Origin of the sequence: Micromonospora sp. NPDC047740, assembly GCF_043204735.1 — a bacterium.
Taxonomy (GTDB): Bacteria; Actinomycetota; Actinomycetes; order Mycobacteriales; family Micromonosporaceae; genus Micromonospora.
On sequence record NZ_JBIDCT010000009.1, the window covers coordinates 116,948 to 137,446 of the forward strand.

The 20,499-nt window shown below is 72.4% G+C and carries 16 protein-coding genes; 4 read left to right on the top strand and 12 right to left on the bottom strand.

The features are described 5' to 3' along the window. Positions 1–96 precede the first annotated feature (96 nt). Positions 97–1,623 (bottom strand): ATP-binding protein, encoded by a 1,527-nt coding sequence (locus ACGF4F_RS18285; RefSeq protein ID WP_393078598.1) that lies wholly within the window; start codon positions 1,621–1,623, stop codon positions 97–99. A gap of 103 nt (positions 1,624–1,726) precedes the next feature. Between ACGF4F_RS18285 and ACGF4F_RS18290 the strand changes: the two genes are divergently transcribed. Further along, the gene (locus ACGF4F_RS18290) at positions 1,727–1,933 is read left to right on the top strand and encodes a hypothetical protein (RefSeq protein ID WP_393078601.1); all 207 of its coding nucleotides are present in this window, start codon (positions 1,727–1,729) and stop codon (positions 1,931–1,933) included. On the opposite strand, the gene ccsB is transcribed toward ACGF4F_RS18290, so the two are convergent. The 6 genes from ccsB to hemL all read right to left on the bottom strand — a co-directional run bounded on the left by ccsB (position 1,926) and on the right by hemL (position 8,036). Beyond that, positions 1,926–2,909, bottom strand: coding sequence for a c-type cytochrome biogenesis protein CcsB (gene ccsB / locus ACGF4F_RS18295; RefSeq protein ID WP_393078604.1), 984 nt, complete (start codon positions 2,907–2,909; stop codon positions 1,926–1,928). The genes ACGF4F_RS18290 and ccsB overlap by 8 nt on opposite strands. Further along, positions 2,909–4,525 (bottom strand): cytochrome c biogenesis protein ResB, encoded by a 1,617-nt coding sequence (locus ACGF4F_RS18300; RefSeq protein WP_393078607.1) that lies wholly within the window; start codon positions 4,523–4,525, stop codon positions 2,909–2,911. The genes ccsB and ACGF4F_RS18300 overlap by 1 nt, the downstream gene beginning before the upstream one ends. Further along, positions 4,525–5,394, bottom strand: coding sequence for a cytochrome c biogenesis CcdA family protein (locus tag ACGF4F_RS18305; protein ID WP_393078611.1), 870 nt, complete (start codon positions 5,392–5,394; stop codon positions 4,525–4,527). Before ACGF4F_RS18305 ends, ACGF4F_RS18300 begins: the two co-directional genes overlap by 1 nt. Continuing rightward, positions 5,394–5,966, bottom strand: a complete 573-nt coding sequence (locus tag ACGF4F_RS18310; protein WP_073834163.1) for a TlpA disulfide reductase family protein — start codon at positions 5,964–5,966, stop codon at positions 5,394–5,396. The genes ACGF4F_RS18305 and ACGF4F_RS18310 overlap by 1 nt, the downstream gene beginning before the upstream one ends. Continuing rightward, positions 5,966–6,613 carry a histidine phosphatase family protein gene (locus tag ACGF4F_RS18315; protein WP_357434672.1) on the bottom strand — a complete coding sequence of 216 codons (648 nt, stop codon included), beginning with the start codon at positions 6,611–6,613 and terminating at the stop codon, positions 5,966–5,968. Before ACGF4F_RS18315 ends, ACGF4F_RS18310 begins: the two co-directional genes overlap by 1 nt. Before the next feature lie 85 nt (positions 6,614–6,698). Continuing rightward, entirely contained in the window at positions 6,699–8,036 is a 1,338-nt protein-coding gene (hemL, locus tag ACGF4F_RS18320; protein WP_357434671.1) for a glutamate-1-semialdehyde 2,1-aminomutase, read from the bottom strand. A gap of 146 nt (positions 8,037–8,182) precedes the next feature. Between hemL and ACGF4F_RS18325 the strand changes: the two genes are divergently transcribed. Beyond that, positions 8,183–8,515 (top strand): STAS domain-containing protein, encoded by a 333-nt coding sequence (locus ACGF4F_RS18325; protein ID WP_357434670.1) that lies wholly within the window; start codon positions 8,183–8,185, stop codon positions 8,513–8,515. Between the two features lie 98 nt (positions 8,516–8,613). Here the strand turns inward: ACGF4F_RS18325 and ACGF4F_RS18330 are convergent, their stop codons facing one another. Then, positions 8,614–10,206, bottom strand: a complete 1,593-nt coding sequence (locus tag ACGF4F_RS18330) for an ABC transporter permease (protein ID WP_393078616.1) — start codon at positions 10,204–10,206, stop codon at positions 8,614–8,616. After that, positions 10,203–11,120, bottom strand: a complete 918-nt coding sequence (locus ACGF4F_RS18335; protein ID WP_357434668.1) for an ABC transporter ATP-binding protein — start codon at positions 11,118–11,120, stop codon at positions 10,203–10,205. The genes ACGF4F_RS18330 and ACGF4F_RS18335 overlap by 4 nt, the downstream gene beginning before the upstream one ends. 96 nt (positions 11,121–11,216) lie before the next feature. Here ACGF4F_RS18335 and ACGF4F_RS18340 point away from each other — a divergent pair, with 96 nt between their 5' ends. After that, on the top strand, positions 11,217–11,720 hold the full coding sequence (locus ACGF4F_RS18340; protein ID WP_357434667.1) for a MarR family transcriptional regulator: 504 nt from the start codon (positions 11,217–11,219) through the stop codon (positions 11,718–11,720). Positions 11,721–11,724: 4 nt separating this feature from the next. Here ACGF4F_RS18340 and ACGF4F_RS18345 read toward each other — a convergent pair whose 3' ends face one another. Together ACGF4F_RS18345 and ACGF4F_RS18350 are read right to left on the bottom strand one after the other, a co-directional pair. Then, positions 11,725–12,282, bottom strand: coding sequence for a response regulator (locus ACGF4F_RS18345; protein ID WP_357434666.1), 558 nt, complete (start codon positions 12,280–12,282; stop codon positions 11,725–11,727). Then, positions 12,279–16,646 carry a HAMP domain-containing protein gene (locus ACGF4F_RS18350; RefSeq protein WP_393078621.1) on the bottom strand — a complete coding sequence of 1,456 codons (4,368 nt, stop codon included), beginning with the start codon at positions 16,644–16,646 and terminating at the stop codon, positions 12,279–12,281. Before ACGF4F_RS18350 ends, ACGF4F_RS18345 begins: the two co-directional genes overlap by 4 nt. Before the next feature lie 164 nt (positions 16,647–16,810). Between ACGF4F_RS18350 and ACGF4F_RS18355 the strand changes: the two genes are divergently transcribed. Further along, the gene (locus ACGF4F_RS18355; protein WP_393078624.1) at positions 16,811–18,877 is read left to right on the top strand and encodes a SpoIIE family protein phosphatase; all 2,067 of its coding nucleotides are present in this window, start codon (positions 16,811–16,813) and stop codon (positions 18,875–18,877) included. Between the two features lie 98 nt (positions 18,878–18,975). Here the strand turns inward: ACGF4F_RS18355 and ACGF4F_RS18360 are convergent, their stop codons facing one another. Beyond that, positions 18,976–20,448, bottom strand: coding sequence for an FAD-binding oxidoreductase (locus ACGF4F_RS18360; protein WP_393078627.1), 1,473 nt, complete (start codon positions 20,446–20,448; stop codon positions 18,976–18,978). Positions 20,449–20,499: the final 51 nt, after the last annotated feature.

Below are 20,499 nucleotides of genomic sequence, written 5' to 3' on the forward strand. Positions count from 1 at the left end.
GGCGGCGCTGACACGGCAGGAGGCCCGGTCGGGCCGCCCGGTGACGGGCCAAACAGCCCGATCGCGTCGGACGGTAGCGACCCGGAAAGCGTCCTGTCAGGCCCGCAGCTCAGGTCCTGGAAGAGAAGTGGAGGCCCTGCCCTCGATGCCATAGAGCACTCCCGGGTCCACCAGGATGACGTCCGGTCGCGTCGACGCGGCCATGATCAAGTCCTCAGTGAACCCCTCCGCGCTCGCCAACAGCAGGCGAGTGCGGGCGGTGTCGACTCCTGGACGGCGGACGAGCAATTCCCGTACGCGCCGCAACCGCTCCAGGTCCGCCTGACCCAACCGTCGGCCCCACTTCGTCTCCCCGATCGCGAGCAGCGGACGCGGACCGTCGCCGAGCGGCGGCTCACCCAGCGCGACGAGATCCAGCTCGTGGCTGGTACGGGAGGACGGGTCCGTCACGGTCGCGGCACTGGCCTCCGCGACGATGCCGTCGAAGACGTCGAGATCGGCGAAACGGATGGCCCACTGCCGAACGATCTCCTCGAATCGGGGGCCGAGGACCGCACTGGCGTATCGACGCTTCGACCTACGCCAGACGTCTCCGCCGCGCCGCTGTTCCAGCGCGGTCCAGGCGGGTCGCATGACGGCCTGGTAGAAGGTGATGAGCGGTTCGGTGATCCGGTAGCTGCTGCGTCCGCTCCGCAGCGGGTCCGGTTCCCGCACCAGCAGGCCGGCATCCTCCAGCACGGTGAGTGGATGTTGCAGGTCATTCGCCTTGCGTCCGATGTAACCGGCGATCCCGCCACGACTGGCGTTGCCCTCGGCAACCGCCGACAGCACGGAGTGGTAGAGCGCGGCATCCCGCAGATCAGGATCCTCGGCGAGCAGGTAACGCGCCTCCCGGAACAACGGCCGCGCCGGGTTGAGGACCGCACGCACCACCCAACTGTCGAAGTCGTCCGGACCGCTCGGCGCGTCGTCCTGGACGTACTCCCGACGGTAGGCCGGCGTCCCACCCACGATGGCGAAGACCTTCACGGCCAGCAACGGGTCCTCGATGCCCCAGAACGCCGCGGCGGCCCGATAGTCCAGCGGCTGCACCGGTAGCTCCAGGCCGGCCCGGCCGCGCAGCGGGGCGGACCCGGCGAGCAGGCCACCCATGAAGGACAGGGCCGATCCGCAGAGCAGCAGGCGGGTACGGGACTCGGCACGTTCCGGCCGCCCGGGCGTAAGGGCGTGCTGGATGATCGACGGAAGGTCCCGGGCCGCACGTACCAGATACGGGAACTCGTCGATGACCACGGTCACCGGGCGTTCCCGGCCCAGGGCGAGCAGGGCATCCACCGCCGCGCTCCAGTCCGCCAGCTGAACCGGGCCCGGCGCATCCGCGAAGGCGCCGAGCGCCTCGCCGAGCCGCCGTAGCGACTCCGCCGCCGTCGCCTCGGTGGCCCCGAAGTAGAAGCCGCCGCTGGCTCGGGCCAGCTCGTAGAGCAGGAGCGTCTTACCCTGCCGGCGTCGCCCACTGACCACCCCGAGCGTCGCGCCAGGGCGCTCGTCGGTGGCGAAGCGGGTCAGCTCGGCCCACTCGACGTCCCGGTCGAAGATCCCCTTCGGCTTGGACAGTTGAGCCACGAGAGCCACCGCATTTCATAGAACTACAGTTCTTAGAAGTGTAGTCCTACATTTTGCAGAGGTAGGAGTAGACAGGGTCGCCCCGTGGCGCGACCGTACGAGGATGAGTGACGCGTACGTGGTGGGCGACCCGGACGGCCTCTCCCCGCTGCTGCGGGAGATCCGGGACGCGGTCGCCAGGGAGCTGCACGCCCAGCTGGCCATGCGGGCCGAGCGGATCGAGCTGGCCGACGTTCCCGAGATCGCCTACCAGGTGGCGCTCGGCGTCGACCGGGTGCTCACCGGCCGCCGCCCGACGGGGATCAGTTGACGCCGGCGTACGAGTGCAGGCCGGTGAAGAAGAAGTTGACCCCGAACAGGTTCATCAGCATGGTCAGGAAGCCCAGGATCGAGATCCAGGTGGCCACGTTCCGCTTGACGCTCGGAGTGGCTCGGGCGTGCAGGTAGCCGGCGTACACCACCCAGGAGATGAACGCCCAGGTCTCCTTGGGGTCCCAGCCCCAGGCCCGACCCCAGGCCGCCTCGGCCCAGATCGCCCCGGCGATCACCGCGAAGGTGAAGATCGGGAAGGCGAAGGCGTGCAGCGCGAAGGTCAGCCGCTCCAGGCCGGCCGCCGCCGGCAGCCGGCGGGCCAGGGTGTACGGGAAGCTCCGCCGCCCCTGCTCCCAGCCGGCCCGCATCAGGAACGCCGCGGCCGGCACCACGCCCAGCAGGAAGATGCCGGAGGCGAAGATGATCGTCGACACGTGGATGATGAACCAGTACGACTGCAGCGCCGGCATCAGCGGCGTGACCTGCACGTAGAGCTTCAGCTCGGCGAACGCCAGCAGCAGCACCATGACCAGGGTCAGGAAGAGCCCGAGCCGGCGCAGCGCGGGGTGCCGCCAGAGCACCGCCAGCCAGGCCGCGGCCCCGATGAAGGTGACCGTCAGCACGAACTCGTACATGTTGCCCCAGGGCATCCGCTCGGCGGCCACGCCACGGGTGACGACCGCGCCCAGGTGCAGGACGACGGCGAGCGCGGTGACCCAGCCGGCGATCCGCCCGGCGAGCACGGCCCGGGTGGCCGAGCGGCTGGGCCGGGTCCCGGCCGGGGCCGGTGCCGGCGCCGACACGGTCCCGCCGGCACCGCCGACACCGGCGCCCACCAGCTCGCGGGCCGGGGCGGCCGCCTTCACCGCCACCGCGCGGGCGTTGCCGAGCGCGTACTCGACGGCGTGACTGATCATCGCGACCAGATACGCCAGGATCGCGTACGTGACCAGCTGGTCGGAGAGTGCGGACATCACTCGACCCCTTCTCGCGCCCGGCCGGCGCGTCGCCCGTCGTCGCTGACCGCGGCGACGAGCTGCGCAAACTCGTCGGCGAACCCCGGATGCTCGGTGCGCGGCAGCCCACCGGCCTCCACCAAACTACTACCGCACGTCGGAGATCCACCCTCGGGGGGCGAAACCCGGAACCAGACCCGCCGCCGCCGGGCGAAGAGCGAGCCCATCAGGCCGGCGAGCAGCGTCACGCAGGCGCCGAGCATCAGCGTCTGCCCGGGGGCGTGGCGGACCGCGATGGTGATGTAGGGCTTCGTGCCGACGAACTCCAGCGTGCTGCCGTCGTCCAGGGTCCACTTCTCGCCCATGGCCAGCTTCTTGTTGCCGATCTCCTTGAGCTTGCCGTTGTCGATCTGCCGCTGGTCGAGCTGGTAGACCGACCCGGGGATGCCGGCGTCCAACCCGAGGTTTCCCCGGTAGGCCCGCAGGTTCACCGCCGGGTTGCGCTCCTCGGGGAACTGCGACGCGACGAACGGGGCACTCTCCGGAGCGGTGGGCAGGTAGAGCCCGTCGAAGGCGATCTGCTGGGCCGGGTCCCGCTGGCCGGTCCTGGGGTCGACGTTCGCGTCCGGGAACGCGGCCACCCCCTCCTCCGTCGCGTTCGCGTCGCCGGTGCGCAGGAACGGTGCCTCGCTGGTCTGGGTGTTGCCGTACTTGTCGGTGTACCTGAGGATCGGCGCGTACCCGTTGCCGAGCAGGTAGACGTTGGCCGAGCCGAGCCGCAGCGGCGAGTTCACCGAGAAGCCGGCGCTCCGCTCCGACCCGTCGGCCAGGTGGTCGACCTTCACCGTGGCCCAGTAGCGGGCGGCCTGCCCGGAGGCCAGGTAGTCCGCCTCGAACCGCTCCAGGGTGAGGCAGAACGGCGGCAGGTCGGCGCTGTCCACCCGGGGGCCGAGCGTCGCCTCGGCGTACTGCTGCCGGGTGTTGCAGAAGGCGTTGTCCGCGCCCGCCACGAGGATGCGGTTGCCGTGCCAGCCGTACCAGGACCCGACCGCGACCCCGAGCAGGACGGCGACCAGCGAGACGTGGAAGAGCAGGTTGCCGGTCTCCTTGAGGTAGCCCTTCTCGGCGGAGACCTCGTTGCCGCGGACCACGACCCGCCAGCGGCGGCGGCGCAGCACCGCCGCGATCGCCTCGGGGTCGGCGGCGGCCGGGGCCTCCAGCACCGTGTGCTGCGGCAGCCGCTCCAGGCGCTTCGGGGCGGCCGGCGGCCTCAGCCGCAGCGCGCGGACGTGGTCGCGGGCCCGGGGCAGGATGCAGCCGACCAGCGAGGTGAAGAGCAGCAGGTAGATCGCGGAGAACCAGACCGAGCCGAAGACCTCGAACATGCCGAGCTGGTCCAGGCGCGGGGCGAGGTCGGGGTGGTCGACGAACCACTGGTTGACCTTCTCCGGGCTGACGCCGCGCTGCGGGAGCACCGAGCCGGGGATGGCGGCGACGGCGAGCAGGAAGAGCAGGATCAGCGCGGTACGCATGCTGGTGAGCTGCCGCCACGAGTTGCGCAGCAGGGCGAGCACCGGGTTGACCCGCCGCCGGGGCGCGGGCGGGGCCGCCGGCCGGTCGTCCACGGTCGTCATCAGATGCTCACCTCGCCCACGCCCACGTGCGTCTGCAGCCAGATCACGAAGTTCTGCCAGCCGCCGGTGACCAGCGCCAGGCCGATCAGGATCAGCAGGGCACCGCCGATCCGGGTAACCCACCGGCTGTTGCGCCGGACGGCGCGGAACACCCCGAGCAGGCGGCGGAAGCCCAGCCCGAAGACGACGAACGGTACCCCCAGCCCGAGGCAGTAGGCCACGGCGAGCAGCACCGCCCGGTCGGTTTTGCCCTCCGCCGTCGCCAGGCCGAGCACCGCGCCGAGCGTCGGGCCGGTGCACGGCAGCCAGCTCAGCGCGAAGACCGCGCCGAGCACCGGGGCGCCGAGCAGCCCGGCGGCGGGCAGCCGGCGGATGCGGAACTCGCGCTGCAGCCCGGGGATCACCCCGAGGTAGCCGAACCCGAGCACCACGACCAGTGCGCCGATGACGATCTCCAGCGTGCGCTCGTGCTCGAAGAAGAGCCTGCCGACGCTGGAGAAGAGGATCGCGGTGGCGGTGAACACGGCGGTGAATCCGGCGATGAAGAGCAGCGTGCCGGCGAGCACCCGTCCCTTGACCGCCGCCACCGGCCGGGCCGCCGGGGGCGCCGCGACGGCCACCGCGCCGCCGGTCGGGCCGTCCCCGCCGCCTTCGCTGTCCGCCGGGGCCGGGGACGTCGACCGGGGACCGTTCCTTTCCGCCCGCCCCTCCAGGTCGGCGCCGGCCAGCCCGGTGACGTACGACAGGTAGCCGGGCATCAGCGGCAGGACGCACGGGGACAGGAAGCTGACCAGCCCGGCGAGCGCCGCCGCGCCCACGGCCAGCAGCAGCGGGCCGGACTCGGCGAGCTGGCGGAAGGTCTCACCCATCAGCGGGATCCGGACGCCGGCTGCTCGGCGGCGATCCGCTCGACGACGGGCCGCAGCCGGTCCTGGGTCACCGCGGCCCGGATCACGACGGCGATCCGCCCCTCGCGGTCCAGCACGACGGTGGCCGGGATGGTGTTCGGCGGGATGTCCAGGGCCAGCGCCAGCCGGCTCGCCGGATCGAAGAGGCTCGGGTAGGTGACCCGGCCCTCCTCGAAGGCGATCGCCTTGTCCTTGCTGTCCTGCACGTTGATGCCGAGGAAGCTGACCCCGGACGCCTTGGTGGCCTGGTAGGTGGCTTCGAGGTCGTCGGCCTCGGCCCGGCAGGGCGCGCACCAGGAGCCCCAGAAGTTGACCACGACGACCTGGCCGCGCGCGTCGGCGACGTCGTACCGGCCGCCGGTGAGCAGGTCACCGGCGAGCTTGGGGGCCTTCGACCGCTGGTCGGGCGCGCACTCGATGACGCCGTTCTGGTCGGAGCAGCGGCTCTCCTGGCTTCCGGAGGAGCAGCCGACCAGCGCCGTACCGGCGGTGACGGCGGCGAGCAGGGCGGCGACGAGCCTCCGGGTGAGCATCAGGCCCCCTTGGCCGTCCGGGCGGTCGGCGAGATCGCGATCAGGTGGGCCGCCGGCTCGGAGTACCCGATGCCGACGATCTTGGCGCCGTCGAAGTGGAACGAGGTGAGGCTGGCCAGCCCGCACTGCCGCCTGCGCGGGTCGTGCCAGAGCCGCTTGCGCTCGACGTACCGGCGCAGCGTCCAGATGGGGAGCTGGTGGGAGACGAGCACAGCCTCGCGTCCCTCGGCGGCGATCCGGGCGGCGTGCAGCGCGGCGAACATCCGCTCGGCGATCGCCCGGTAGGCCTCACCCCAGGACGGGGTGACCGGGTCGCGCAGCACCCACCAGTTGCGCGGGTCGCGGAACGACCCGTCGCCCGGGGAGACCTTCTTGCCCTCGAACCAGTTGGCGCTCTCGATCAGCCGCTCGTCCACCCCGACCGGGAGACCGAACTGCGCGGCGATCGGCTCGGCGGTCTGCTGCGCGCGTTCCAGCGGGCTCGCCACCACGTGCACGACGGTCTTGTCGGCGAGCGCCTGGGCGGCGGCCTTGGCCATCTGGACGCCCAGCTCGGAGAGACGGAAACCGGGCAGCCGGCCGTAGAGGATGCCGTTCGGGTTGTACACCTCGCCGTGCCGCAGCACGTGGACCACCGTCTCGCTCACGCCGCCACTCCGCTCCGCTCCGCGGCGGCGCGAGGCGCCACGCTACTGAGCCTGATGGTTCGCTCGCTCCGCTCGCTCACGGCCTTTACCCCCCGTGTCCCGCCGCTGCCGCCGCCGTCGCCGCGCCCGGCAGGGCGTCGGCGATCTGCTCCAGGGCGGCGTCGTCGATCGCCGCCGACACGAACCAGGCCTCGAACGCGCTCGGCGGCAGGTAGACGCCGGCCGCGAGCAGCGCGTGGAAGAACGCCTTGAACGCGGGCACCTGCTGGGTGCGGGCGCTGTCGTAGTCGACCACGTCGGCGTCGGTGAAGAAGATCGAGAACATGTTGCCCGCGGTCGACAGGCGGTGCGGGACGCCGGCGGCGGCCAGCGCGTCGGTGGCGAGTTTGCCCACCACGGCGGCCGTCTCGTCCAGCTTCCGGTAGAGCGCGTCGTCCGCCAGCCGCAGCGTGGCCAGGCCGGCGGCGCACGCCAGCGGGTTACCGGAGAGGGTGCCGGCCTGGTAGACCGGGCCGGCCGGCGCCAGCCTGGACATGACCTCCGCACGCCCGCCGAACGCCGCGGCGGGCAGCCCGCCACCCATGACCTTCCCGTACGTCCACAGGTCCGCGTCGCTGGCGTCGAGGCCGTGCCAGCCGGCGCGGGAGACCCGGAACCCGGTCATCACCTCGTCGACGATGAGCAGCGCGCCGTGCGCGTGGGCGATCCGGGCGAGCTGCTGGTTGAAGCCGTCGCGCGGGGCGACCACGCCCATGTTGCCGGCGGCCGCCTCGGTGATGATCGCCGCGATGTGCGCTCCCTCGGCGGCGAAGGCCTCCTCCACCGCACGGAGGTCGTTGTACGGCAGCACGATGGTGTCGCCGGCGGCCGCGCCGGTCACGCCGGGCGAGTCGGGCAGGCCGAACGTGGCCACGCCGGAGCCGGCGGCGGCGAGCAGCGCGTCCGAGTGGCCGTGGTAGCAGCCGGCGAACTTGATGATCTTTGCGCGACCGGTGAAGCCGCGGGCCAGCCGGATCGCCGACATGGTCGCCTCGGTGCCCGAGTTGACCAGGCGGACCTGCTCGACCGGGGTGCGGTCGACGATCTCCGCGGCCAGCTCGACCTCGCCCGGGGTCGGCGTGCCGAAGCTGGTGCCGTACGCGGCGGCGGCCTGCACCGCCTCGACCACCGCGGGGTGGGCGTGGCCGAGGACCAGCGGGCCCCAGGAGCAGACCAGGTCGACGTAGCGGCGACCGTCGGCGTCGAAGAGCCAGGGACCCTCCCCCCGGACCATGAAGCGCGGGGTGCCGCCGACGGCACGGAACGCGCGTACAGGGGAGTTCACCCCGCCCGGCACGATGGCCTTGGCGCGGTCGAACAGGGCCTCGGAGGCCGGCGCGTCGGCCGGGTAACGGCCGGATCCGGCGGAAATGGTCTCGGTCACGATGCCGCCATTGTGTCAGCGTCGGGCGGCTGATCAGCAGCCACCCCGCACGGGGGGTTACCGGGCTCACGCCGTCCGTCCGGCCGAGATCGACAGCTGGGGTGCCTCGACGGGCCGGGCGGTCGAGATCGCGATAGGCTAACCGGGTGGATCGTGCCGAACTGTCCATCGCGGTACACCGGTCGGGCGACGAAGCCGTGCTTCGCCTCGCTGGTGAGATCGACATGCTCACGGCCGCCCAGCTGTCGACTGTCGTCAATGAGGTGCTGACCGATGCGCCGCCGCGCATCGTGCTCGACCTCGGCGGGGTGACCTTCTGCGACTCGCAGGGGCTCGGCACGCTGGTGGTGCTGAGCCGCAAGGCCAGCCACGCGCAGAGCCTCCTGGTCCTCAGCAACGTCGGCGACTTCCTCCTGCGCGTCCTGGACATCACCGGCCTCCGCTCGGCCCTGATGATCCGCAACGAAACCGCCCCCTGACCCACCCCGCCCGTTTGCTGCGTTGATCAAGAAGCTTGCGTCTGCCGGCGGCGATGTTCTGACGCAAACTCCTTGATCAACGGTGCGGGCCGCAGGGGTCAGGTGACGGGGGTGTCGCGGCGGTGGAAGGCCGTGAGGCCGGCGAGCGCGAGCAGCAGCGCCACGAGGGCCAGCACGTAGAGCGGGGTGGCGTTCCAATGCTCCCGCAGCACCTGCGGGGTGTGGTTGAACGGGGAGAGATCCAGCAGCCACCGGTCCAGCTTCAGCACGGCGCCGAGCTGGCCGAGCAGCACGCAGACCGCGAGCACCGCCCAGGCCACCGAGGCGAGCCGGGGCAGCAGCCCGAAGAGCAGCACGGCGATCCCGGTCAGCACCCACGCCGCCGGCACCTGGGCCAGCCCGGCGCCGACCATCCGGGGCAGCTCCGCCGGCACGTCGTGCACGCTCAGCCCGTAGGTCAGGCCGGTGGTGAAGCCGGTCACGGCGAGCACCACCACTGGCCCGAGCAGCGCGAACACCACGTGGGACAGCAGCCAGGTCGAGCGGTGCACGCCGGTCGCCAGCAGCGGCTCGGCCCGCCCGGCGGTCTCCTCCGCCCGCATCCGCAGGGCGGCCTGGACGCCGTACCCGGCCGCGGCCAGGCCGGCCAGGCTCAGCGTGGCGCCCAGGTAGGCGTCGGACAGCCCCGAGGCACCGCCGATCCGGGCCATGATCTCCTCCAACTGCGGGTTGCCCTCGACGGACCGGCCGGCGGCCTGCGCCGCCCCGCCGAGGATCAACCCGAGCAGACCGAAGCCGACCGACCACCAGAGGATCTGCCCTCGGTGCAGCCGCCAGGCCAGCCCGAACGATCCGGAGAGGGCCCGGCCGGCGGTGGTCGGCCCGAGCCGGGGCGGCAGCACCCCGGCCCCCAGGTCGCGGCGCACCGAGACCGGGTACGCGACCGCCGCGATCAACACCGACGCGACGAGCGGCAGGACCAGCACCCACCAGCGCTCCCCCTCGTACGGCCGCACCCGCGGCGCCCAGCCCAGCGGGGAGAGCCAGCTCGGCCAGTCGTGCGTGGCGGTGTCACCCAGCAGCCGGAGCCCGAAGGCGGCACCGAGCACCGCGATGGCGATGCCCCGCGCCCCGCCCGCGGTCTCGGTGAGCTGGGCGGCCAGCCCACCGATCGTGGCGAAGACGACGCCGGTCAGCGTGGCGGAGAGGCCGTACGCGTACGAGCCGGCCGCCGGCAGCCCGGTGGAGACCAGCCCGGCCGCGGTGAGCAGCCCGAGCAGCAGGTCGGCCGCGTACGTCACGAGCAGCGCGGCGGTCAGCCCGGCGTACCGGCCGAGCACCGTGCCGCCGAGCAGCTCCCGCCGGCCGGCCTCCTCCTCGGTGCGGGTGTGCCGGACGACGGTGAGCAGGCTGGCCAGCGCGATGATCACCAGCAGGAAGCCGGAGCGCTGGGCGGTCAGCGCGCCGACGCTGTCGCCGTACACGGGGCCGAGCAGCGCGACGATCGACGGGTTGCGGGCCGTGCCGGCGGCGTACGCGGCCCGGTCGGCGTCCGTCGGGAAGAGCTCGAAGAAGCTGGTCGCGTACGTCATCGGCAGGACGGCGAGCAGCAGCACCCAGAGCGGGAGCAGGACGCGGTCCCGGCGCAGGATCAGCCGGGCCAGGTGACGCGTGCCGGTCAAGGTGCTCATCGGGTCGCCTCGGCAGGGGCCGGTTGGCCGGGGATCGCCTCGTAGTGCCGCAGGAACAGCTCCTCCAGCGTCGGCGGCTGGCTGACCAGGCTGCGTACGCCCAGCTCGGTGAGCCGGCGCAGGGCGGTGTCCAGGGCGGCGGAGTCCACGTCGAAGCGCACCCGGTTGCCGTCCACCCGCAGGTCGTGCACACCCGGCAGGTCGGCCAGCCCGTCCAGTGGCGCGGCGACCTCGGCGTCGATCGCGGTGCGGTGCAGGTGGCGCAGTTCGCCGAGGGTGCCGGACTCGACGGCGCGGCCGTTGCGGATGATCGTCACCCGGTCGCAGAGCGCCTCCACCTCGGCCAGGATGTGGCTGGAGAGCAGCACGGTGCGGCCGTCCTGCTTGGCCCGGCGGACCCAGTGCTGGAAGACCTCCTCCATGAGCGGGTCCAGCCCGGAGGTCGGTTCGTCGAGGATGAGCAGCTCGACGTCGGAGGCGAGCGCGGCCACCAGGCCCACCTTCTGCCGGTTGCCCTTGGAGTAGGCCCGGCCCTTCTTGCGCGGGTCCAGCTCGAAGGAGTCCAGCAGCTCGGCGCGGCGCTTCGGGTCCAGCCCGCCGCGCATCCGGCCCAGCAGGTCGATCACCTCGCCGCCGCTCAGGTTCGGCCAGAGGGTGACGTCACCGGGGACGTACGCGAGGCGGCGGTGCAGGGCGACGGCGTCCCGCCACGGGTCACCGCCGAGCAGCCGGACGGCCCCCGCGTCCGCCCGCAGCAGGCCGAGCAGCACCCGGATGGTGGTCGACTTGCCGGCGCCGTTGGGGCCCAGGAAGCCGTGCACCTCCCCGGTGCGGACGGTGAGGTCGAGTCCGTCGAGTGCCCGGGTCCGGCCGAAATTCTTCACCAGGCCGGACACCTCAATTGGGGTTTCCATACTTCGGAAGCTACGCTCGTTTCATAAACTTGTGAAGACTGTGAGAGCTGGGGCACCATCGTCTTCACGACTTTTTAACGGGAGGAGCCACCGCCGATGCTTGACCACCGCCCGGCCCGCAACGAGGAGGAGGTCCACCTCTTCGTCGAACGGATGGCGATGGCCTTCGCGGACGTCGGCTTTCCCCGGATGGCCGGCCGGGTGCTGTTCACCGTGATGAGCGCGGACGAGCCGCTGACCGCCGCCGAGATCGGCGAGCGGCTCGGGGTCAGTGCGGCGGCGGTCTCCGGCGCGGTCCGCTACCTGACCCAGTTCGCCATGCTGGTCCGCGAGCCGGTCAAGGGCTCCCGGAGGGACCGATACCGGATGCCGGACAACCCCTGGTACGAGGCCACCATCACCAAGACCGCCCTCTACAAGAACTTCATCGACATCGCCAACGGCGGCGTGGACGCGCTGCTCGGGCGAGACACGCCGGCCGGCGAGCGGGTGGCCGAGATGCGGGACTTCTTCCTCTTCGTACAGGGGGAACTCGACACGATGGGCGACCGGTGGCGGGCCTGGCGCGCCGCGAGGGGACACGGCGACCGGGCCGGCTGACCCTTCAGCGGGTGTTGCCCCAGCGGGCCTGCTCCAGGAGGTCCACCGCGCGCTCCCGGGCGTCCGGGCCGTCGTCCGCGCGCAGCAGCGCCGTCGCCTCGTCGACCGCGTCGGTGAGCACCCGCCACTGGGTGTCCCGCTCCCGCACCAGGTCGGACTGGGCGGCGAGCTGCCGGGTCTTCACCCACAGCTCCACGAAGACCGACACCTTGGCGCGCAGCACCCAGGGGTCGAACGGCTTGGTCAGGTAGTCGACCGCGCCCACGGCGTAGCCGCGCAGGGCGAGCTGGGCGTCCTTGTCCGCCGCGGTGAGGAAGATGATCGGCACGTGCCGGGTCCGCTCCCGCCGCTTGATGTGGGTGGCGGTCTCGAAGCCGTCCATGTCGGGCATCTGCGCGTCGAGCAGGATCACCGCGAAGTCGTCGACGAGGAGCTGCTTCAGCGCCGCCTCGCCGCTCTCCACCGCGACCGACTGCACCGGCAGCCCCTGGAGGATCGCCTCCAGGGCCATCAGGTTCTCCCGCCGGTCGTCCACCAGCAGCGCCTTGGCCGTCTGGGTCACGGGGTCTCCTCGCCTCGGCTCCGGCCGATCCAGGACGCCATCATCTCGATCAGCTCGTCCAGGTCCACCGGCTTGGTGATGTAGTCACTACCCCCGGCCGTGATCGCCGAATCCCGGTCACCGGGCATCGCCTTGGCGGTCAGGAACACGATCGGCAGGTCCACGAAGCGGTGATTGCGCCGGATCTGCCGGGTCGTCTCGTAGCCGTCCTGGTCCGGCATCATCGCGTCCATCAACACGATGTCCACCTCCGGATGCTCGGCCAACTGGCGGACGCCGTCCGCCCCGTTGTCCGAGTACAGCACGGTCATCCCGTGCAGTTCCAACGCGGAGGTCAGGGCGAACACGTTACGGACGTCGTCGTCGACGATCAGGACGGTCACGCCCTCCAGCCGCCGGGCCGCCGGAGTCTCCTGCGGCTGCGGCAGCTCCATCGGCATGAGCAGCGACGACGGCAGGCCCGCGCGGCTCGGCGAGGGTGGCGCCGGCGCCACCACCGCGTCCGGTGCCAGCACGTCCGGTACGAAGAGGGTGAAGGTCGACCCCTGGCCGGGCGCCGACGACACGGTGATCGTGCCGCCGAGCAGGCGCGCCAGGTCCCGGCTGATCGACAGGCCCAGCCCGGTGCCCCCGTACCGGCGGCTCGTGGTGCCGTCCGCCTGCTGGAAGGCCTCGAAGATCAGCGACAGCTTGTCATCGGAGATACCGATCCCGGTGTCGATCACCGTGAACGCGATCACCCGCCGGGCGTTGGTCAGCGCGGGCACGTCGAAGACCGCGTTCTCGGCGGCCGGGGCGATCCGCAGCGTCACCGCGCCGTGGTCGGTGAACTTCACCGCGTTGGAGAGCATGTTGCGCAGAATCTGCTGCAACCGCTGGGCGTCGGTGACCAGCGCCGGGGGCAGATCCTTGCTGATCCGTACCTGGAAGTCGAGGCCCTTCTCCTCGGCCTGCGGGGCGAACGCCTGCTCGACGTAGCCGCGCAGCTCGGAGAAGCGCACCTCGGTCGGCTCCACGTCCATCCGGCCAGCCTCGATCTTGGCCAGGTCCAGGATGTCGTCGATCAGGGAGAGCAGGTCCGATCCGGCGCTGTGGATGGTGCGGGCGAACTCGGTCTGCTTCGGCGTCAGGTTCTGGTCCGGATTCTCGGCCAGCAGCCGGGCCAGCAGCAGCAGCGAGTTCAACGGCGTGCGCAGCTCGTGGCTCATGTTCGCCAGGAACTCCGACTTGTACGCCGACGCCCGGGTGAGCTGCTGCGCCTTCTCTTCCAGGCCGAGCCGGGCCAGCTCGATCTCCCGGTTCTGGGTCTCGATGTTGGCCTTCTGCTCGGAGAGCAGCTTGGCCTTGTCCTCCAGTTCGGCGTTGGTGCGCTGCAACTCCGCCGACTGCTCCTGAAGTTCGAGCGCCAGCCGCTGCGACTGGGCCAGCAGCTCCTCCGTACGCCGGTTGGCCTGGATCGTGTTGACCGCGATGCCGATCGTGGTGACCAGCCGCTCCAGGAACGACAGGTGCAGCTCGGAGAAGGTGATCACCCCGGCGAACTCGATCACGCCGAGCAGCTCGCCCTCGAACAGGACGGGCAGCACCACGAGGTCGGCCGGGGGCGTCTCGGCCAGCCCGGAGCGCAGCATCAGCCGCCCGTCGGGCTGGGCGCTGACCCTTATGGTCCGCCGGGAAAGGGCGGCCTGGCCGACCAGCCCCTCGCCGGGCCCGAAGGTCACGTCGTGCCCCCGCGCCACATACCCGTACGAGGCGGTGAGCCGCAGCCGCATGCTCCCCTCGGAGCTGTCCGCCAGGAAGAACGCGCCGAGCTGCGCGTCGACCAGCGGGGTCACCTCCATCATGATCATGCGACAGACCTCGCCGAGGTCCCGCTGGCCCTGGAGCAGGCCGCCGATCCGGGCCAGGTTGGAGTCCAGCCAGCCCTGCTCGGCGTTCTTCTTCGTCGTCTCCCGGAGGGTGACGATCATCTGGTTGATGTTGTCCTTCAGCTCGGCGACCTCGCCCTGCGCCTTGACGGCGATCCGCTGGGTCAGGTCGCCCCGGGTCACCGAGGTGGAGACCTGGGCGATCGCCCGGAGCTGGGTGGTCAAGGTCGAGGCGAGCTGGTTGACGTTCTCGGTGAGGTCGCGCCAGGTGCCCGAGACGCCCTTCACCTGCGCCTGACCGCCCAGCTTGCCCTCGGTGCCCACCTCACGGGCCACCCGGGTCACCTCGTCGGCGAACGACGACAGCTGATCGACCATCGTGTTCACGGTGGACTTCAGCTCCAGGATCTCGCCCTGCGCGTCGACCGTGATCTTCTGGCTCAGGTCACCCTTCGCCACCGCCGTGGTGACCGAGGCGATGTTCCGCACCTGACTGGTCAGGTTCGACGCCATCGAGTTCACGTTGTCAGTCAGGTCCCGCCAGGTGCCGGACACACCCTTCACCTGCGCCTGACCACCGAGCTTGCCCTCGGTGCCCACCTCACGGGCCACCCGGGTCACCTCGTCCGCGAACGACGACAGCTGATCCACCATCGTGTTCACGGTGTTCTTCAGCTCCAGGATCTCGCCCTGCGCGTCCACCGTGATCTTCTGCGACAGGTCACCCTTCGCCACCGCCGTGGACACCTGGGCGATGTTGCGCACCTGGCTGGTCAGGTTGGACGCCATCGAGTTCACGTTGTCGGTCAGGTCGCGCCAGGTGCCGGCGACGCCGCGTACCTGGGCCTGGCCGCCGAGCTTGCCCTCGGTGCCCACCTCACGGGCCACCCGGGTCACCTCGTCGGCGAACGAGGAGAGCTGATCGACCATCGTGTTCACGGTGGACTTCAGCTCCAGGATCTCGCCCCGGGCGTCGACCGTGATCTTCTGGCTCAGGTCACCCTTCGCCACCGCCGTGGTGACCGAGGCGATGTTCCGCACCTGACTGGTCAGGTTCGACGCCATCGAGTTCACGTTGTCAGTCAGGTCCCGCCAGGTGCCGGACACACCCTTCACCTGCGCCTGACCGCCCAGCTTGCCCTCGGTGCCCACCTCACGGGCCACCCGGGTCACCTCGTCCGCGAACGACGACAGCTGATCCACCATCGTGTTCACGGTGTTCTTCAGCTCCAGGATCTCGCCCTGCGCGTCCACCGTGATCTTCTGCGACAGGTCACCCTTCGCCACCGCCGTGGACACCTGCGAGATGTTCCGCACCTGACTGGTCAGGTTGCCGGCGAGCTGGTTGACGTTCTCGGTGAGGTCGCGCCAGGTGCCGGACACCCCGCGTACCTGGGCCTGACCGCCCAGCTTGCCCTCGATGCCCACCTCACGGGCCACCCGGGTCACCTCGTCCGCGAACGACGACAGCTGATCCACCATCGTGTTCACGGTGTCCTTCAGCTCCAGGATCTCGCCCTGCGCGGCCACCGTGATCTTCTGGGAGAGGTCGCCCCGGGCCACCGCGGTGGAGACCTGGGCGATGTTGCGCACCTGCGCGGTCAGGTTCGACGCCATCGAGTTGACGCTGTCGGTCAGGTCCTTCCAGGTGCCGGCGACGTTCGGCACCTCCGCCTGGCCGCCCAGCTTGCCCTCGGTGCCCACCTCACGGGCCACCCGGGTCACCTGCTCGGCGAAGAGCCGCAGGGTGTCGGTGAGCGAGTTGAAGGTGTGGGCCAGCTCGGCCACCTCGCCCTTGGCCGACACGGTGATCTTCTGCGACAGGTCACCCTTCGCCACCGCCGTGGCCACCTGGGAGATCGACCGCACCTGCGAGGTGAGGTTCGACGCCATGGTGTTCACCGAGTCGGTGAGGTCCTTCCAGGTGCCGGCGACCCCGCGTACGTCGGCCTGCCCGCCGAGCTTGCCCTCGGTGCCCACCTCGCGGGCCACCCGGGTCACCTCGTTCGAGAAGGACGAGAGCTGATCGACCATGGTGTTGACGGTGCGGCCGATGCGCAGGTACTCACCGCGCAGCGGGCGACCGTCGATCTCCAGCGCCATGTGCTGGGACAGATCGCCGTCGGCCACCGCCACGATGACCCGGGCGATCTCGGTGGTCGGCCGGCCCAGGTCGTCGATCAACGAGTTGATTGCCCGCTGCCCCTCCGCCCACGAGCCGTCCAGGCCCTCGTCGTCGAGGCGTTCGGTCAGCCGGCCGTCCCGGCCGACGATCCGGCTGATCCGGCGCAGGTCCAGGTGCTGCCGCTCCTGCAGCGACACCACGTCGTTGAAGGCGTCGGCCACCTCACCGGCCAGGCCGGCCCGTCGAGGCAGCCGGACTTTGAGGTCGCCCCGGCGCACCTGCCGCAGCGCCTCGACGAGGTCGCCGAGGAGCGCCTCGTGCTCGGGCGCGGACGGGTCCGCGGCTAGCGACTGTTTCGCCGTGGTCATCATTCCTCGCTCAGCTCGGGGCCAACCGGCTCGTGCCGACATCCCACCATTCTGCCCGCGGCAGGTCGAGGTGACGACCAGCCGACCCGGCGCGCCCGCTCGCTTGGCGGAGTGGCGCGGCGGGGGGGCGCTTGGCACCAGGGACGGCGGCGGTGGAGGATACGAAGGTGTCAGCGGAGGCGGGGCCCGCGATGGACGGCGGCGCGGATGAGCACGTCCGGCGTGTCCGGCTCCCCGCCGACCGGCGTACGCCCGCCGCGGCCCGGGCGCTGGTCCGGTCCGTCCTCGGCGAGGCGGATCTGGACGAACTGCTCAACGAGGCCCTGCTGCTCACCACGGAACTCACCACCAACGCCATCGAGCACGCGCGCACCGAACTCGACATCGAGGTCGAGGCGGACAACGGGGGGCTTACCGTCACGGTCACCGACTTCGCGTCCGGTCCGGTCGAGGAACTGATCGTCGGGGTACGCAACGTCAGCACCGAGATCGCCGAGGTGGCCGAGCGCGGGCGCGGCCTGCTGCTGGTGGACCACTTCGCCAGCCGGTGGGGCACCACCTACCTGCCCACCGGCAAGGGCGTCTGGTTCCGGCTCGACCGGCACGAGGTGACGTCCGCCGCGCCACCGGCCGTGGCCGAGCACCACACGGCGGTCACCCCGGGCGGGGCGACAGACAGCGCCCCGAGCGCCGCCGCGATGAGCGAGCTGATGCAGACCACCCCCGACCCGTACGCGGACGACCCGCTGCCGGAGTTCGCCAACGGGCTGCTGGCCCGGCTCGCCGAGATGGTGGGCGCGGCCGGCGGCGTGGTCCGGCTGGACCGGGGCGACGGGCAGGGCACCCAGGTGCTCGCCCGGTACGGCCGGCAGCCCCGGGCGGGCAGCGAGCTGCTCCGGGTGCCGCTCGCCGTGCACCGGCCGTACGCCGGTGAGCTGGAGCTGGACGCGGCGCCGTCGGCGTACGCCCGGCCGCTCGCGGTGCTGGCCGCCGAACGGCTCTCGTTGCACCTAGAGAACGACCGGCTGCGCCGGGCGGACGTCCGTCGGTCGGCCTGGCTGACCTTCCTCGCCGAGGCGAGCGAGCTGCTCGCCCAGTCCCTCGACGTCGAGCTGACCATGGCGCTCATCCCGCAGCTGGTGGTGCCGCGGCTCGGCCAGTGGTGCGCGGTGCACACCACCGACGAGTGGGGGCGGCTGCGGCTCGCCGCGTGCAGCCACGCCGACGAGTCGGTGCTGCCGCAGCTGCACCGCGTGCTCGAGGAGACCGGACCGGACTCGATCCAGGCCCGGCTGCGGGAGGCGTCCCGGAGCGCCGCGCAGGTGCCGCTCAGCGGGCCGATGGAGGGCTTCGCCGTGCCGCTGATCGCCCGCGGGCAACGGCTCGGCACCCTGGCCGTCGGCCGCCACCAGCGGCAGCGGCACGACCCGGACGAGGTCTCGGTGCTGGAGGACGTGGCCCGTCGGGCCGCCCTCGCCATCGAGAACGCCCGCATCCACGCCGAGCGCCGCCGGGTGGCCCAGACCCTCCAGCAGTCGCTGCTGCCGCCGGTGCTCCCGGTCGTCGAGGGCATCGGCTTCGCCGCCGAGTACGTCCCGACCGGCGACGATGCCGACGTCGGCGGCGACTTCTACGACGTGGTCCCGCTGCCGGACGGCCGGTGGCTGGTGGTCATCGGGGACGTCTCCGGCAAGGGCGTGCAGGCGGCGGCGGTGACCGGTCTGGTCCGGGACGTGATCCGGGTGCTGGTCGGCGACGGCAAGCCGCTGCCGGAGGTGCTGGGCCGACTCAACGAGACGCTGGTGGAGCGCGGCAGCGGCCGGTACTGCACGCTGGCGCTGGCGGCGGTCGGGCCGGGTGAGGGCGGCCAGCTCGACGTGTCCCTGCACCTGGCCGGGCACGACCGCCCGGTACTGCTGCCCGGTGGCGGCGGGGCGGCCTTCGTCGGCACCGGCGGTACGGCGCTCGGGCTGCTCGACTCGATCACCACCCCGACGGCCGAGATCACTCTCGGCCGGGGTGACGCGCTGATCTTCTACACCGACGGGGTCACCGAGCGCCGGCGCGGCCGGGAGCTGTTCGGCACCGAACGGCTGCGCGAGTCTGCGGCCCCGCTGGCCGGCTACTCCGCCGACGTGGTCGCGGCCCGGCTGCGCGCCACGGCGATCGGCTTCTCCGTGGAGACCCCCCGCGACGACATCGCCATCCTCGTCCTCCGCAACGACACCCTCTGACCGCCGCCCCCTCTGGCGGCGTTGATCAAGGGGTTTGCGTCCGGCGCGGGCCGGATCCTGACGCAAACTCCTTGATCAACGAGAGCGGGGGCCGGGGGTCAGAGGCCGCCGGGGAGGCGGCCGGGGGCCAGGCGGTGGTGGGGGTCGAGGTGCGCCTTCGCCGTGCGGAGGCAGGGCAGGGTGGGCAGCTCACCCCAGAGGTCGACGGTGCGGCGGACCGGCGCCGGGGCGGACACCACCACACAGCGGCCCTGCCGGGCGAGGAGCACGCCACGGACGGCCGCGAGGATCGAGGCCACCCGGTCGGGGGCCAGCGAGCCGGGCAGCGCGGCGTGCACCGTGCCGACCCCGGCGGAGCCCCGGACCGGCACCGGGCTGCCGGCCGCGTCACGCAGCGCGTAGACCGCCGCGTGCAGGTCGTTGATGGGCACCTCGATCCGCAGCGCGGTGTCGCCGGGGGCGAAGGGGTAGCGCCCCCACCACTCCGGCGCCGCGTGGCCGACGACCGCATCGCCGCCCAGCAGGGCGGTGAGCCGCTCGGCCCGCTCCGCGACGTCCGCCGGGCCGCCCTCCAGCAGCACCACCAGGCTGCCTGCGGCGGCCGGCCGGGTGGCCTGCCCGGTCAGCGCCGGGTGGTCGGGTCGCCCGGCGACCGACGGGTGCCACGGGGAGACCCGCCGGCGCGGCAGCGGCACCGGTACGGGCAGGTCCAGCTCGACGGCCGCCGGGTCGAGCCGCGCGGCGAGCACCGCCCGGACCAGGTCGTGCACCTCCAGCGGGGTCCAGACCGGCCGGGACACCCAGACCCGGCTGGCCGGCGCGGCCTGCACCCGCAGGGTGGCCGAGACCAGCACGCCCAGGCCACCCTGCGAGCCGCAGAGCAGCCGGGCCACGTCCAGCCCCGGCAGGTCGCCCGTGCCGAAGAGCGCCGCGGCACCGCCGCCAGGCCCGCCGGCGGGCGCCGCCGCGCCGCTCGCCCGGTCGCGAGCCGTCGGTGCCGCCCGGCCCAGCGACGCCGTTCCGGGCTCGCCGACGCTGACGAGTTCGCCGTCGGCGTCGAGGTAGCGCACTCCGACGAGTTGGGCGCACGGGCTGCCGTGCCGGAGCCGGAGCGGGCCGGCCTCGTCGGCGGCGAGCACTCCGCCCAGGGTCGCCCCCGGGGAGGGCGCGTCGACCGGGAGGCGCTGGCCGGTGCGTTCCAGGGTGGCCTGGACCGCCCGGAGCGGGGTGCCGGCGCCGATCTCGGCCACCCCGGAGCCCTGCGGTTCGTGCCAGACCCCGGCGAGCCGGCCGGTGTCCAGCATGATGTCGACCTGCGCCGGGGCGGCCCCCCAGTCGATCTTCGTGCCGGCGCCGCGCGGCACCACCGTCAGGTCGTGCGCGGCGGCCAGCCGCAACACCTCCGCGGCGGCGTGCGGGCCGCCCGGCACCGCCACCCAGCGGGCTGTCCGGCCGGCCACCTCGTCGGCCGGGCCGGCGAACCGGGCGAACGGCGGGCCGCAGATCTCGGCGAGGCGCCGGGTGATGTCGAGGGCTCCGGGACGATGGGTGGAACTCGCTGCAGCCGCCATGGCGGTCATCGTACACATGTTCGAAAGCCTCGGCGGCAAGTTGCCGGATCC

Bases quoted from the DNA above. Each gene is read 5' to 3' on its own strand.
- ACGF4F_RS18335 (WP_357434668.1), bottom strand. From the start codon at position 11,120: ATGGAAACCCCAATTGAGGTGTCCGGCCTGGTGAAGAATTTCGGCCGG.
- ACGF4F_RS18340 (WP_357434667.1), top strand. From the start codon at position 11,217: ATGCTTGACCACCGCCCGGCCCGCAACGAGGAGGAGGTCCACCTCTTC.
- ccsB (WP_393078604.1), bottom strand. From the start codon at position 2,909: ATGTCCGCACTCTCCGACCAGCTGGTCACGTACGCGATCCTGGCGTAT.
- ACGF4F_RS18300 (WP_393078607.1), bottom strand. From the start codon at position 4,525: ATGACGACCGTGGACGACCGGCCGGCGGCCCCGCCCGCGCCCCGGCGG.
- ACGF4F_RS18290 (WP_393078601.1), top strand. From the start codon at position 1,727: ATGAGTGACGCGTACGTGGTGGGCGACCCGGACGGCCTCTCCCCGCTG.
- ACGF4F_RS18305 (WP_393078611.1), bottom strand. From the start codon at position 5,394: ATGGGTGAGACCTTCCGCCAGCTCGCCGAGTCCGGCCCGCTGCTGCTG.
- ACGF4F_RS18360 (WP_393078627.1), bottom strand. From the start codon at position 20,448: ATGGCGGCTGCAGCGAGTTCCACCCATCGTCCCGGAGCCCTCGACATC.
- ACGF4F_RS18310 (WP_073834163.1), bottom strand. From the start codon at position 5,966: ATGCTCACCCGGAGGCTCGTCGCCGCCCTGCTCGCCGCCGTCACCGCC.
- ACGF4F_RS18330 (WP_393078616.1), bottom strand. From the start codon at position 10,206: ATGAGCACCTTGACCGGCACGCGTCACCTGGCCCGGCTGATCCTGCGC.
- ACGF4F_RS18350 (WP_393078621.1), bottom strand. From the start codon at position 16,646: ATGATGACCACGGCGAAACAGTCGCTAGCCGCGGACCCGTCCGCGCCC.